Raw genomic sequence first — 13,048 nt, forward strand, 5'->3', positions numbered from 1 at the left:
CGCGCAGGGCGGCTTGAGACTGCTACTTCACATCGCGGTTCATGAACGACAGCCCCGCAGCGACCAGCGCCCCCAGCACCCAGGCGGCCGTCACCAGCCCAGCCGTCTGGCTGTCGATCCCCTCGTCCGGCGGGATGCCGAGCGCGGAGACATCGAACCGCAAGGCTTCGAGCATCGCGAGGAGAGGGAGGTAGACAGCGCCGGATCTCCAGAAGATCACCACGAGAACCGCCACGCTCATGGACATCGGAGCAACGAACAGCGCGACGAGATGGGCCTGCACGACGATTCCCACCCCCAACCCCCAGAGTCCGGCCAGTGCGCCGAGACTCAGGGTCGATCCGAGCGAGGACCACTCCAGCGGGAGACCACCCATGGCCACCGACAGCGCTGCGTGTCCGCCGACGGCTCCAGCGAGAGCGACGATCGCTCCGCCGACGGCGGAGGCAGGCATCCTGACGAGAAGAGTCGCCCACCGAGGCTGCAGCATCAGACGCTGAGCGACGACACCGTCTCTCCTGTCGACGGTGTATCGGAAAGAACCGTAGGCGGCCGCGAGAACTGCTCCATAGGTCGCGAGCACCGCTTCGTACGGCGCCGCGAAAGCGGCTCGGACGTCAGACGGTGCATCCGCGAGTTCCGGCGGGATGTTCGTCGCCACCGAAAGCGACAGCACGAGCCCTGCCACCGTCACCCAGAACAGCACGACATCGCGCGCGAAGCCGCGGGCGTGAGCTCGGAGGGCCCGGCCGATCACGCGACCTTCCTTCGCCCCATGCCCCATGCTGCGGCGACCAGCACGACAGCCCACGCGAGCGCGAGGCAGAGGGCGGGACCGAACTCGAGCAGTCGGTCCTGGTATCCGGGAACGCCCAGCGCGGCCAGAACCAGCCCGGGCGAGAACCTCGCCAGCTCCGGTGCAGTGCGCAGCAGGCCGAACTCCACGACCATGGGAAGGACGAGGATGATCGCTGCGGTCACGTAGTAGTTCCTGGTGATCCAGCCGATGGCCCCACCGATGAATGCGCCGAGAACCACCCCGACGAGCGCACCCGCGTAGATGCGCCACGCGCTGCCGGTGAGCGCGAGCGTCGATCCGTTCCGAGCCAGGAAGACGGAGACGCCCACCGTCCAGACCACGAAGATGCAGAGCGACAGCGCGACAGCGACGACGGCACCGGCGACGATCTTCCCCGAGAAGGCACGAGCGAACCCGACCCCGGTGAGCGTTCTGTCCATCGAGCCGTAGTAGCACTCGCGGGTGACGCCGTAGGCGCCGACGAACGCCGCGGAGATGGCCGACCAGGCGAGCGGCTCCAGAAGCCGGGCGGTGGCCGTCGCGGGATCGAGGCCGGCGAGGTCGAAGCGCGAACCGTCCGAGAACAGCACGAAGACGGGCATCAGGACGGCCACCAGGTAGACCGCCAGGATGGACGACCCGCTCACCGAGCGCAGGGCTTCGCTTCGGACGGTGTCCTTCATGCGGATGCTCCTTCAACGAGATCGAAGTACTTGCTCTCGAGCGAGTCGGCGTCGCTCGTCACGAGGTCGCCGAGCCTCCCGGCGAAGAGCGCGCGCCGCTTGATGACGACGACCTCGTCGACGACCTGCTCGAGCTCAGCGAGCTGGTGGCTGGCGATCAGGACGGTGCCGCCGCGTTCCGAATAGCCGCGCAGGAATCTGCGGAGCCAGCGGATGCCGTCGGGATCGAGCCCGTTGGCCGGCTCGTCCAGGATAAGTGTCCGTGGCGAGCCGATGAGGGCAGCAGCCAGCCCGAGTCGCTGGGTCATCCCGGTCGAGAAGGTCTTCACGCGGCGACGGGCATCTGCCGCGAGACCGACCTCCTCGAGCACCTCGTCGACTCGGCCACGAGGCGCCCCGGCCGCGAGCCGGCAGATCTCCAGATGCCGCCTGGCCGTGATGCCGCCCTCGAATCCGAAGCCGTCCATGTGGACGCCGACGTGAGACGCGGGGTTGTCGAGCTCCGAGAACGGCCTGCCGTCGATGAGGCTGTCGCCCATCGTCGGCCTCAGCAGGCCGACGATCGTTCGCAGCGTCGTCGATTTGCCTGCGCCGTTCGGCCCCAGAAGACCCACGATCGACCCGTACGGCACGGCGAACGACAGCTCTTCGACTGCGGCCCGATCTCCGTACTTCTTCGTGAGTCCTCGAACCTCGATCGCGTGATCGTTCATGCTCATTCCTTTCCCACCTCTCCGCTCTGAAGAGATGACAGTGGCATCTCCACACCGGTCACCCAGAGCGTCTGCCACAGACTTCTCACACCGAGTTCGACTCGCGCCTGCCCGGTCGCAGGCAGGGAGCGGCTCTCTCCGATCACGTCCACCCCGGCGATGATCACTGCGGCGACCGTCGCACCGTCCGCCGTGATCGGGAACAGCGCCTCGAGCGGCACACGCGTCGGCTCCGGCTCCCGCGACATGACAGTTCCTCTACCGACCTGCTCGTTCGCGAGGATGCCGTTGCTCATCAGGACCACACGCGCACCCTCAGGCGCGTCTGTCTCGACTGCCGCCGCGGTTTCGCCGGCATGCAGAAGGATCACACGGTCGCCGTGTGCGACGAATCCGAACGTGGCTGTCACCGGCACGGGAATCACGGCCCCGGCGATCACGATGCCCGCGACCAGTGCGGTGACGACGGAACAGAAACGGAGCCGCGCGACACCCGACCGCAGCACGCGACGAAGGGCCTTGCTGAGAAGCACGACGCCGGCGAGCGCGACGACGGCCTCGAGCGCGACGACGAGCACGCCGAGGACCGGTCCACCGCCGGCAAGCGCTCGAGCTATGCGTGCGACGGCGAAGACCACCAGCACGGCCGGGGTGACGAGACTCGCGAGACCGAACGGCACACTCCACCACGTGTTCAGGGTCTTGGTCATCCGCTGAGCTCCGAACAGCAGACCGGTCAGGAAGTTCGAGCCGTCGAGGATCGCGCGGCCCCGGAGGTTCGGCTCGTCCAGAGCGCTCATGAGCGCGATGTACCCGTCGAACCGCACGAAGGGGATCAGATTGAGGAGAACGATGGCGCCGCAGGAGACGGCGAGGAGCAGCACTGCCTGGTGGGTCAAGGGGTGACGGAGCATCAGCGCCGCGAGAAGTGCGGTCGCGCCGACGACAGCGTGCACCGCAGGCCCTGCCAGCGCGATCGCGACGCGCTGGCGGCGTTCGGGGAGCCGCCATCCGTCCGTCACGTCCACGAAGAACGCGGGACTCAGGTAGAAGAGCATGAAGCCCGCCCGGCGCGGTCTGCCTCCGAACCTCGTGAGCGTGAGTCCGTGGGCGCTCTCGTGGAGCAGGGTCATGAGCGAGAGCGCTCCGACGAGATACACCAGTGCGATGAGCGGCACCGGCGAGGTGAGGGCGTCCCACAGCTCCTCCGCCTGAGCAGCTGCGGCGAGAAGTCCCAGACAGATCAGCACCGCAGCGGACACCTGCATCGCTCGGCGTGGGAGCGGGACGATCAGTCGGTCCAGACGACCGAAGATGGCGGGCGCGCGAAGCGTCGCGATCTGCAGAGTGAATGGGGGCCGATAGACCAGGCGGCCGGGTGGGAGCTTCTCGCCGCCCTCAAGGAGCCCACAGGTGTGGAAGCGCTGAGCCAGTTGCAGAAAGAGCTCCCACGACTCGGAAGGGGCGAAGCGCCGGTGCAGATCCTGTAGCGCCGTTTCGCCGTTCATCGCTCGCATCAGGTCGACGACCGCTCGAGAGACCCTCGATGACGGCACACCGTGGATCATCGCGATCCACGTCCCGTCTTCGGCCGCCTGTTCGAAGTCGACTCCGGAGGCGAGGCGAGGGCGCGCGTCGGCACTGAGCGCGTCTTCCACCGAGTGAGACTGTCGGCGTCGAGGGAGGCTACCGGGAGGCATCGTCATCCCTCGCCCCCGAGTGTCCCGCGAATGTCGTGGTGAGCAGAACGATGTCCTCTCCGCCGAGCGTCCGAACGGGAGAGACGGCCGGAACGGCGAACCCCGCGTGAACGAGCTCTCGCGAGAGGAGCACGTGGTCGAGCACTCTCAGACGGCTCGTGAGAACTGTCGCGTCGCCGCCCTCCACCAGGTCGGCGACGCGAACCCAGTTGACGATGCGCGCCGCGCCATCCTCTTCCACCTGCTGAGAGAACACATAGGTCTCCGCGCCGTCAGGACCGGGGACCTCGATCTCGCAGTCTGTCGACACAGAGAAGCTCTCCGCGGAGGCGTTTCCGGCAACCGTGAAGGCGAAGACGCCGTGAGCTGTGAGGTGGCGTCGCACAGTGGCGTAGAGGAGGGACCTCCCCACACGATCGAGCAACGTGATGGAGGTCGCTCCGATGATCACGAGCCCGAACTGCTGCGGCAGCGAGAAGTCGCGCATGTCCGCGACGACGCACTCGAGCGTCGCGTGGTCCGGCAGCGTCCGACGCAGACGGGAGAGCATGTCGTCGGAAAGATCGATCGCGGTCACCCGCTTGCCCGATCTGACCAGCGGGACGGTCAACCTCCCGCTCCCCGCCGCCACATCGAGGATCGGTCCTTCGGTTCCTCTCGCGAGCGCGAGCATCTCTCTGATCTCCGCACGGTCGGACCCGACCAGCCGGTCGTAGAAATCAGTGCCGGCACCCGAATACAGATCCTGCTCCTTGGGCACCGCTCCGACCGTGCGGAGCCTCGCCACTACGGCTTCAGTAAGAGAACTGGACATTCACGCATCACCTCTCAGCGGGGAAAACGGGGTGCGGGCGCGTCGAACCCACCCGCACCCCTTCGGTCAGGTCGCGATCGCTGCCGCACCGCCGATGATGGCGATGATGTAGCTCGCGTGCTCCCACCATTCGAGTGGTGCATCGATGTGGTCGAGCTCCACGAACTCGAGCGACTCCGTCTGCATCTACTACCTCCTCGGTATGCCTTGCGAAGGCGGTTTCTATGTCAGCGCGATGATTCCGATGATCACGCCGACGGCGAATCCGCGGGTCCAATCAAGGGCGTCATCCGGCGCCTCCATGGCCTCCAGTTCGGTGAACTCGAGGGTCGGCATTGCTGCGTGCATACTCACCTCCCTCCCCTTTCGTCTTGTCTGCTCGACAGGATCACGTCGCTGCGGCAGCGCCGATCCCGATCAGCACCAGCGCACTGATCGCGCCCTGATAGAAGCTCTCCCAACTGGGGGCATCCATTCCCTCCAGCTCTTGGAACTGGACACTCGTGTGCACGCTTTCGTTCATCTCATTCACCTCCTTCGCTCCAGTAGGAATCACGGAGCAGATCGCAGAAGTCGTCCGCGAAGAGCCCCGCGAGCATCGGGTAGCGGTTTCCCCACGCCGTTTCCGCGGCGGCGGAAATGCGATGGATCGTCTGGGCTGTGGGCCGTGGCGGAGTCGGGATCCCCCAGCGGTCGATGAGCGCGGCGATACCCGCTGGGGGGTCGAGGGGCAGTGCCACCCGCCCGGCTACACCCGTCCAGAACTCTTCGAGGCTCTCGCGATCTCCCCACCGCGCGTCTCCCGAGCACACTCGACGCCACACCGCCGCGATGACCGCAACCGTGGCGACCATCTTGCGAACCTCCAGAGCGAAGGCGACTTCGTTGGCCACATACCAGTGGCGGGCGCTGTAGGGATCCTGCCCTCTCAGCGCCCCGCTGCGCTGGGTCGCCGCGCTCAGACGGGCGAGACGCAGGCGTGAGGCGGCGGCATTCACCTCGCCGGAGGCCGTTTCGAGAAGGGCGCCTCCGATCACGACCGCGTCGCGTCGCCCTCTGGCGCTTCGCCGTGAGCTCGTGGATGCGCCTGCGAGACGGAGGAACGCCTCGAGTGCGCCCTCCCTGACCGAGGCCGGCGTGAGGGTCATCAGATTGCAGGGATCGATGATGGCGTGTCGGGGTCTCAGGGAGCGCCCGACGATGAGCCGATAACCGCTTTCGTGCTTGAGGATGCCGACGCTGTTCGTCTCCGACGAGGTACCGAGCGTCGTGGGCACCGCCACGACGTCCACGGCCGGCCGGGCATCCGGCAGAAATGTCAACGCCGACCTCGACGCGCGTTCGACGGCGAAGTCGAAGATTCGCCCCGGGGCGAGCGAGAGCGATGCGATCTTGGTGGCATCGAGAATGCTCCCGCCGCCGACGGCCACGATCACGCTCGGGGGCCGACGAGCGATCTCCTGCGCTATCCCGACGACAACTGCGACGGTCATGGAGCGAGCGTCCACCTCGATGGTTCTGGCCGAACGGTCGACGACGTGTGTTGCGACCGACGAATCCGCGATCACGAGGGTCTCGCGATCGGCGGTGAGCCGCGTGGTCGTCTGCCGCGTGATACCGCGCCCGTGCCAGAGCGTCGGAACCCGACCGGCGAACTCAGAGCTCACGCTGACGCTCCGGCTCCTGCGCCTGCACCTGCGCGATGCCGGCGCGCACAGCCGAATCGATCTCGAGAAGTTCGGTCGTGCTGAACCCGTATGCCGGCATCAGTTCGATGGCGCTGGGGCCGGGCTGCACGAGTACACCGTGCTCCGCGATGGCGGCCACGACACGGAGAACCTCGGCGCCGGTGAGCTGACTCGCATCCTGGTTGCGAAGGGTCAGCCCCACGAAGCACCCCCGCCCTGTCACCTCAGCGACGACCCCGTCGGACTTCAGCCGAGTCGCCAGGTGCCACAGGTCTGCCGCCAGCGCTCGCGTGGTCGACGCCACGTCGATACGGCGCAGCTCTTCGATCACCGCGACGATGGCAGCCGCACACGCCGGCGTCCCCGCCTGCGTCTCGCCATGGACGAAGGTCCAGCCGCCGCGCACGAACTCGGACGCCACGCGAGCGCCCACCAGCAGCGCAGCGGCGCCCGTTGCGCCGTTCGTCAGCGCTTTCGACAGAACGAGCACGTCTGGCGGGGCAGCCCACTCATCTGTGGCGAACATCGTGCCGGTGCGTCCGAAGCCCGTCGCGACCTCGTCCGCGACGATCAGGAAGCCGTATTCCTCTCGCAGGTCGAGGATCCGGGATATGAAAGCGTCGGACAACGGGTGCGCGCCGCTGCCCAGGACGGGCTCCACGACCACTGACGCGACCCTGGAGCCTTCCCGCTTCAGCAGCGCCTCCAGCTCCTCTCCGTCATCGCTGTGAGACACATGCCGCACCGACCTCCGGTCGACGGAGTAGACGGATTGCAGGAGGTCGTCTCCGCTCAGTGCGTGGCTGCCGTACATCGTGCCGTGATAGCTGCCTTTCAGACCCACGACCAGCGAACGCGACGCGGCTCCTTGCTGCGCCCAGTACTGCCGTGCGAGTTTCATCGCGGAGTCGTTCGCTGCCCCGCCCGACGTGCAGAAGATGACACGGCTGTACCGGCTGGGGTCGGCAAGTTCGATCAGCGCTTCGGCCGCGACCTCGGCGTATCGATGCGGTGCGCGGAACAGGGTCAGGTACGAGGCGTCGTGCGTCGCTCTGCTGACGGCGTCAGCGACCGCACGATTTCCGAAACCGAGAGGAACGTTCCACAGTCCGCTCGTCGCGCTGAGGCGTGTGGATCCGTCCGCGAACTCGATGCGATTTCCGGCGGCCCTGACAGCGACCCGTTCTTGCGTGAAGGTGGCGTCTGCGGGGAGCATCGACGTCCACAACGCGTGCGGAACACTCATCGCCCGCTGCCCGAAGCCGTGTGGCGTGACGCGTGGGCCCGTGTGCCGAAATGGATGTTGAGTGCGGTGGCAGCGTCGCGGCACAGGGCGTTCGCGTCAGACTCGGACAAGCCGCACTCCCGAGCCAATCGATCGACCGCGATCTCAGGTGTGCTCGAGGTCTGAGTGGCATCGACGACCTTGGCTGTCATCGGCGACAGCAGCTGCCGACGCAACGTCGTCACGTCGGCGAGCACGAAGCCGTCTGAGGTCTCGAGCAGGAACGGATCCGAGGCCGACGGTTCGGCGTCGGCGCGGGCATCATCGACGAACGACCAGCCGAATCCCGAGATCTTCTCGACGCCGTTCGCCAAGCGGAGCATCTTGATGAGGTCCGTCGCGTGCAGATAGCGACCGGTCCAGCCGCGGCCGGTCAGGCCCTCGATGAGTGCCTGTCTGGGCACCATGCCTCCTAGCGCCACAGCCCGAGGCAAGCGGGACTCGATCACGGTCGCCAGCTCGTCGACCTCGCCGATGACCTCGCCCTGCAGACCGACGCTGATCCGACCGTCCGAGCCCACCCTGATCGCGCTCGGAGTCGCGAGTTCGCCCGGTGCCGCAAGCGCGCGGCGGTTCGCGAGCAGCACCCGCGGGTCGATCAATGACGACGGGAAGACTCCCGTGCGACGAGCGAGATCGGCGTCGTCGAGGAACGACTGCCAACCGGTCTCGTCGAAGAAGCCCACCGTTGTGGGTCCGATGATCTGCACGAACGCCGCAGCGACGTAGTCCTGGAGCTCGACGCCGCGTTCGCCGAAGAACAGCTCGTCACCGACCTCACTCAGCGCACCCGTGAAGCGAATGGCATCGGCCGGTCCGTCATAGGGGCCGCTCTGCGCGTGCAGCAGAACCGCGTCGTCTTCGCGGGCCACCGCGGCGACTGTCTCCGCTGAGGCGCCGCTCTCGACGAGGAACACCCGCGAGTACTGCTCCTGCTCACCGGTGATCCATTCACGGAGCGCCCGTGCCCCGACGAGCGCCGGTTCGTGCCTCTTCCGCGATGCCTCACTCGTGCTGATGTGCATTTCTCCCCAGAAATGTCGGGATGCCTTTCGGGCATCGGCGCGTCCTCATATGAGGCTATATATCCATCAAATGTGCTGCAATATTTTCCATTTAGGATGAGAAATGCGAAGTCAGAGCTCGGTTTCCGCCCGCGGAGGCGGCCTCAGGTGGTGCTCGACGACGACCTTCGGCCCGGGGGAACCCTGGTGCCGAGAAGGCGCCCCACATGGCGATGAAGCGCGGGGACGAGATGCTCGTGCTCCCCTGCGTCGGCACGGGTCAGCAGCTTCGTCATCACGTACAGCTGCGACACGATGCCGCCTTCCGACTCCAGGTCGCGCCGGAAGCGTCGGGCGATCTGATCGGCGACGTGCGGCACTGCCAGCGAGTGACCGAGCAGAAACGCGGCGTCGTAACCGCGCGGCGCGAGGCCCCACGCCTCCCAGTCGGCGATCGCGAACGGATCGCGGTGGATGTTGTTCCAGTGCAGGTCGCCGTGGCTCGGCACCCAATCATCCGAGTCGATGTCCATCTCGATGCCGAAGAAGACGCTGATCCGCCGGCGCATGATCTCAGGGTCGAGCACCATCCGATCCGTCCTCGCATCCGACAGGGCTTCGAGGTTGCGCTCCAGCTCTCCCCACCACGACTCGTCGAGCGCAGGCGCTCCTGCGAGCACGGCGTCCGTCGCGCACGCTCGCCCGGGCAGCAGGGTCATGAGTTCGGCGCGATACACGAGTGGCCCTTCCTCCCACGCCCGCACCTCGAGCAGGCGCGGCTTCGCAACCCCGTCGATCTGCGAGGCGTCCCGATTGCCGGTCCACCAGGAACCACGCGCCCGATCTCTGGCAGACCAGACGACGCGCAGCCAATACCGCCCACCCGCGCGTTCGACCACCGAGCCGATCGACCGATCGCGCCACCCGAAGCGGGCGCGACCGATCGCATTGAGTCCGAGGTCTGCGAGCGACCGGGAGTGAGCAGTGCGCAGTGCCACGCGCAGAGCCGAGCCGGGCGCGGCCGTGGTTTCGACAGTCGTCATCTAGTACCTTCCGGGACAGTAGCGCCCGATCGACGCAGGAGTGATTTCATATGACGACATTGCGTCCACTCCCGAGGCTAAGAAGGGCGTCGGTGCGAGCGCAAGACGAAGACACATCGCATATCGGTTCAACGGAATCCCGCGCGATGGCGGCAGCACCGGCATCCGAGACGCCTGGTCGGGGCCGTCCGCGCGATCGGATAGACTGTTCAGGTTGTTCCCTGGTGACGTGTCCGAGCGGCCGAAGGAGCACGCTTGGAAAGCGTGTGTTGTGCAAGCAACCGCGGGTTCGAATCCCGCCGTCACCGCCGAAAAGCACGAAGGGTCCCCGCGCCAGCGGGGGCCCTTCGTGCTTTCATCGAGCACCGGGGATTCGGGGAGGAGCGAGCGCAGCGAGCACCGGAGTCCCGCCGTCACCGGCATCCACCCCGAGATCCACACCCCGTCAGGCGGAGTTCGTCCCCTCGGGCGGAAGCGCGCACAGCACGCGTCCGCCCATCTGCAGATCAGACGAAGCGCACTCCGAAGCTCTGTCCGCCCGGCTCTGCAGGCAGGGGCGTCAGGCCGAGGCGCTCGTAGAAGGCGGCGGCACCGGTGTTGTTCGGGTCCATACCCAGGTGCAGCCCGCGCACTCCGCGGCGGGTCAACTCGGCGAACAGCGTCTCGATGAGCTGTCGTCCCAGTCCCTGCCCCTGCGTCTCGGGCAGCAGGTCGATGTGCAGGTGGGCGGGGTACTCCGCGGCATTGCCGTTGCGTCCGGGCGCTTGCGCGTAGCCGTGCTCGATCATCCGCTCTTCGCGGGTCGTCGGCTCGACGGGCTGCGGATACCGGTCCTGCCGCGTCGGCCACCACTCGTCGCGGAACCAGGTCGCGAAGGCGTCCGTGTCGTCGGTCGCCACGATGTAGCCGATCACCCGCTCGTCGTCGGTCTCGACGACCCAGGCGAGGTCGGGGTGCCTCTCCGCATAGGGCACCGCGAACAGGTCGCCCCAGAGCGAGTCATCGGAGAACAGGCCGGTCGCGTCCGCCCCGGCATCCGCTGTCCTCACGCACACCTCGTAGAGGGCATCGCGGTCGGACGGTCGATACGGACGGATGCGGGACACTGCTGCTCCTCGATGAGTGGGGTGGGCTGTCAGCCTACCGAGGTGACCGCCGGATCGTCTCGCCGCGACCCCGTCACCCACGGCAGCAGCCACGCTCCGAGCACCAGCACGACGCCGGCCCCGACCAGTGCGCCGCCGAGCGTGTCGGTGGCCCAGTGCACCGATAGCAGGGTGCGCGAGACCGCCATCGCGACGACCCACGCTATGCCGAGAATCGCGGTCCACACCCGCGGGAACACGAGCCACAGCACCATCGCGATCGTCGCTGCGTTCGCCGCATGCCCTGAAGGGAATGAACCGAAGTCGCTCGCCACGATCATGTCCTCCGGACGCGCCCGGCCGAACAGGTGCTTGAGCAGCTGCACCGCACCGGCGCTCACGAGGAACGCCACGGCGGCGAACACGGCCGCCTGCCATCGGCGCGCGATCAGGAGCGCGATGATCACCAGCAGGGGCACGAGGAGGATCGCGACCCAGCCGCCGCCGATGTGATCGAGCAGCAATGCGAACGACAGCATCCAGTCGGAGCGCGACGCGCTGATCGTGTCATTCCACCAGGTGTCGAACCCTGGCGGCTCGGTGTACCCGAACACGATCGCCGCTCCGAGGAGCGTCGCCGCGACGAGCATCCCTGTTCCCCACCACAGCAGCGTTCGTGATCTCATCGAACCATTCTGCCGGTCGGAAGCTGAAAATCAGGGAGCCAGCATGCCGACAGTCCGCGGTCGCACGATCAGCCACAGCGAAAGGATGCCGATCGCGGCGCATCCGACCATGACCGATGCCATGCTCGTGGCGGTGATTCCGGTGCCGTGCGAGATCCATCCGACGACCGGCGAGACGAGTCCCGCGACGCCGAAGTTCGTGGCGCCGATGACCGACGCCGCAGTGCCTGCCGCCTTGCCGTGGCGGTCGAGCGCGAGCACCTGCACGTTCGGGAAGGTGAAGCCGCAGGCCGTCATGAAGACGAACAGTGGGATGACCGTGCCCCAGAGGCCGAGCCCGAGCTGGTCGGTCACGATGATGGCGATACCGGCGAGCAGCAGCACGGCTGTGGAGTACGCCATCACCCATTGCGGGCCGAATCGTGCGGCGAGTCGCGAGGCGGTCTGGACGCCGGCGACGACGCCGAGCGAATTGACCGCGAACAGCAGGCCGTACTGCTGCGCATCCAGCCCGTGGGTCTGCTGGAACAGGAACGGCGATGCCGACAGATAGGAGAACAGGCCGGAGAAGGTCATGCCGCCGATGATCAGCACGCCGATGAAGACACGGTCGGAGAACACCGAGCGGTAGCGCTGCAGGACGGTCGCGCCGCCCTTCTCCTGGCGACGCGCGATCGGCAGCGTCTCGGGCACGAACACCACGGTCGACACCAGCATCACCACGCCGTAGAGGGCGAGCACGACGAAGATGCCCCGCCACGGCATGAACGTGAGCAGCCACGACCCGATCAGCGGGGCGATCACGGGCGCGACGCCCGAGACCAGAGCGAGGCGCGACAGCATCACGACCAGACGACGACCGCCGAACAGATCGCGCACGATCGCCATCGCGACGACGCCACCCGCGGCGGCTCCCACTCCCATGAGCACGCGGGCGCCGCTGAGCAGCGGAAGGGTCGGGGCGTATGCGGCGGCGACGCTGGCCAGCACATGAAGCGCGGTCACGATGATCAGCGGAATGCGCCGCCCCACCTTGTCGCTGAGCGGGCCCACCACGAGCTGGCCCAGTGCGAACCCGATCATGGTGCCGGTCAGGGTCAACTGGATGGCGGCGGCCGTGGTCTCGAAGTCCTGCTCGAGCACCGGGAAGGCAGGCAGGTACAGGTCGATCGTGAAGGGTCCGAGCGCGGTGAGAGCACCGAGCAGCACGATGTACAGTGCGCGGCGGCGGTTCGAGATCGAGTCGCCGGGGTGCAGCATGATCGGGGCCGTGGCGGGGTTCGACCCGAGGGTGCGGATCGCCCCCGTCGCCGACGGGATGCGGATGCTGCCCGTCGCCGTCCGCTCGGGCGCGGGGGTCGTCGAGATGGAATCAGTGCGTGGAGCGTCGGGCACGACGGTCCTTCCGGAGTTCTAGGGGCGTGTTCGAGGAGGGGGCGCTCGAGGGATGTGTTCGCGTCGCAAGGGCCACCGAATCGGCGAACGCTGTCGAATCGATTCGAATCGGGCGAAGAGTCCATGTTACAGCCCGCCGGCGCACACCCGCAT

The 13,048-nt window shown here is 67.2% G+C and carries 15 protein-coding genes and 1 tRNA gene; 1 reads left to right on the plus strand and 15 read right to left on the minus strand.

All coding sequences use genetic code 11. The features are described 5' to 3' along the window. Positions 1-22: 22 nt before the first annotated feature. From OPU70_RS14665 to OPU70_RS14720, 12 genes are all read right to left on the minus strand, one after another. The gene (locus OPU70_RS14665) at positions 23-757 is read right to left on the minus strand and encodes a hypothetical protein (RefSeq protein ID WP_498558111.1); all 735 of its coding nucleotides are present in this window, start codon (positions 755-757) and stop codon (positions 23-25) included. Then, positions 754-1,482 carry an ABC transporter permease gene (locus OPU70_RS14670; RefSeq protein WP_498558112.1) on the minus strand — a complete coding sequence of 243 codons (729 nt, stop codon included), beginning with the start codon at positions 1,480-1,482 and terminating at the stop codon, positions 754-756. Before OPU70_RS14670 ends, OPU70_RS14665 begins: the two co-directional genes overlap by 4 nt. Then, positions 1,479-2,195, minus strand: a complete 717-nt coding sequence (locus OPU70_RS14675) for an ATP-binding cassette domain-containing protein (RefSeq protein WP_079113341.1) — start codon at positions 2,193-2,195, stop codon at positions 1,479-1,481. Before OPU70_RS14675 ends, OPU70_RS14670 begins: the two co-directional genes overlap by 4 nt. 2 nt (positions 2,196-2,197) lie before the next feature. Next, positions 2,198-3,853 (minus strand): daptide biosynthesis intramembrane metalloprotease, encoded by a 1,656-nt coding sequence (gene mpaP / locus OPU70_RS14680; protein WP_498558113.1) that lies wholly within the window; start codon positions 3,851-3,853, stop codon positions 2,198-2,200. Between the two features lie 28 nt (positions 3,854-3,881). Next, a complete protein-coding gene (gene mpaM, locus OPU70_RS14685; RefSeq protein WP_498558114.1) occupies positions 3,882-4,709 on the minus strand; it encodes a daptide-type RiPP biosynthesis methyltransferase in 828 nt (275 codons plus the stop codon). A gap of 66 nt (positions 4,710-4,775) precedes the next feature. Continuing rightward, positions 4,776-4,895: an MpaA3 family daptide-type RiPP gene (gene mpaA3 / locus OPU70_RS14690; protein WP_309690458.1), complete on the minus strand. Its 120-nt coding sequence runs from the start codon at positions 4,893-4,895 to the stop codon at positions 4,776-4,778. A 36-nt stretch (positions 4,896-4,931) separates the two neighbouring features. Further along, positions 4,932-5,057: an MpaA2 family daptide-type RiPP gene (gene mpaA2, locus OPU70_RS14695; protein WP_258184265.1), complete on the minus strand. Its 126-nt coding sequence runs from the start codon at positions 5,055-5,057 to the stop codon at positions 4,932-4,934. 40 nt (positions 5,058-5,097) lie between these two features. Beyond that, positions 5,098-5,232 carry an MpaA1 family daptide-type RiPP gene (gene mpaA1 / locus OPU70_RS14700; RefSeq protein WP_257788257.1) on the minus strand — a complete coding sequence of 45 codons (135 nt, stop codon included), beginning with the start codon at positions 5,230-5,232 and terminating at the stop codon, positions 5,098-5,100. A gap of 1 nt (position 5,233) precedes the next feature. After that, positions 5,234-6,376: a daptide-type RiPP biosynthesis dehydogenase gene (gene mpaC, locus OPU70_RS14705; RefSeq protein WP_498558115.1), complete on the minus strand. Its 1,143-nt coding sequence runs from the start codon at positions 6,374-6,376 to the stop codon at positions 5,234-5,236. Further along, the gene (gene mpaD, locus OPU70_RS14710) at positions 6,366-7,643 is read right to left on the minus strand and encodes a daptide-type RiPP biosynthesis aminotransferase (protein WP_498558116.1); all 1,278 of its coding nucleotides are present in this window, start codon (positions 7,641-7,643) and stop codon (positions 6,366-6,368) included. Before mpaD ends, mpaC begins: the two co-directional genes overlap by 11 nt. Beyond that, positions 7,640-8,707 carry a daptide biosynthesis RiPP recognition protein gene (gene mpaB / locus OPU70_RS14715; RefSeq protein ID WP_498558117.1) on the minus strand — a complete coding sequence of 356 codons (1,068 nt, stop codon included), beginning with the start codon at positions 8,705-8,707 and terminating at the stop codon, positions 7,640-7,642. Before mpaB ends, mpaD begins: the two co-directional genes overlap by 4 nt. Before the next feature lie 143 nt (positions 8,708-8,850). Then, complete coding sequence (locus OPU70_RS14720; RefSeq protein WP_475434610.1) at positions 8,851-9,729, minus strand: hypothetical protein; 879 nt, start codon at positions 9,727-9,729, stop codon at positions 8,851-8,853. A gap of 223 nt (positions 9,730-9,952) precedes the next feature. On the opposite strand from OPU70_RS14720, the gene OPU70_RS14725 reads away from it, so the two are divergent. After that, positions 9,953-10,037, plus strand: a tRNA-Ser gene (locus OPU70_RS14725). 198 nt (positions 10,038-10,235) lie between these two features. Here the strand turns inward: OPU70_RS14725 and OPU70_RS14730 are convergent. From OPU70_RS14730 to OPU70_RS14740, 3 genes are read right to left on the minus strand one after another with little or no spacing between them, the layout of a single operon-like run. Then, positions 10,236-10,835 carry a GNAT family N-acetyltransferase gene (locus tag OPU70_RS14730; RefSeq protein ID WP_079113348.1) on the minus strand — a complete coding sequence of 200 codons (600 nt, stop codon included), beginning with the start codon at positions 10,833-10,835 and terminating at the stop codon, positions 10,236-10,238. A 29-nt stretch (positions 10,836-10,864) separates the two neighbouring features. Next, complete coding sequence (locus tag OPU70_RS14735) at positions 10,865-11,500, minus strand: phosphatase PAP2 family protein (RefSeq protein ID WP_079113349.1); 636 nt, start codon at positions 11,498-11,500, stop codon at positions 10,865-10,867. A gap of 30 nt (positions 11,501-11,530) precedes the next feature. Continuing rightward, a complete protein-coding gene (locus tag OPU70_RS14740; RefSeq protein WP_498558118.1) occupies positions 11,531-12,895 on the minus strand; it encodes a multidrug effflux MFS transporter in 1,365 nt (454 codons plus the stop codon). Positions 12,896-13,048: the final 153 nt, after the last annotated feature.

Source organism: Microbacterium sp. SWDP-B6 (assembly GCF_059803615.1).

What these genes read in the sequence shown, in the direction of transcription:
- OPU70_RS14720 (WP_475434610.1), bottom strand. Translation starts at nt 9,729, where the DNA reads ATGACGACTGTCGAAACCACGGCCGCGCCCGGCTCGGCTCTGCGCGTG.
- OPU70_RS14735 (WP_079113349.1), bottom strand. Translation starts at nt 11,500, where the DNA reads ATGAGATCACGAACGCTGCTGTGGTGGGGAACAGGGATGCTCGTCGCG.
- mpaA2 (WP_258184265.1), bottom strand. Translation starts at nt 5,057, where the DNA reads ATGCACGCAGCAATGCCGACCCTCGAGTTCACCGAACTGGAGGCCATG.
- mpaD (WP_498558116.1), bottom strand. Translation starts at nt 7,643, where the DNA reads ATGAGTGTTCCGCACGCGTTGTGGACGTCGATGCTCCCCGCAGACGCC.
- OPU70_RS14675 (WP_079113341.1), bottom strand. Translation starts at nt 2,195, where the DNA reads ATGAACGATCACGCGATCGAGGTTCGAGGACTCACGAAGAAGTACGGA.
- OPU70_RS14670 (WP_498558112.1), bottom strand. Translation starts at nt 1,482, where the DNA reads ATGAAGGACACCGTCCGAAGCGAAGCCCTGCGCTCGGTGAGCGGGTCG.
- mpaA3 (WP_309690458.1), bottom strand. Translation starts at nt 4,895, where the DNA reads ATGCAGACGGAGTCGCTCGAGTTCGTGGAGCTCGACCACATCGATGCA.
- mpaA1 (WP_257788257.1), bottom strand. Translation starts at nt 5,232, where the DNA reads ATGAACGAAAGCGTGCACACGAGTGTCCAGTTCCAAGAGCTGGAGGGA.
- mpaM (WP_498558114.1), bottom strand. Translation starts at nt 4,709, where the DNA reads ATGTCCAGTTCTCTTACTGAAGCCGTAGTGGCGAGGCTCCGCACGGTC.
- mpaB (WP_498558117.1), bottom strand. Translation starts at nt 8,707, where the DNA reads ATGCACATCAGCACGAGTGAGGCATCGCGGAAGAGGCACGAACCGGCG.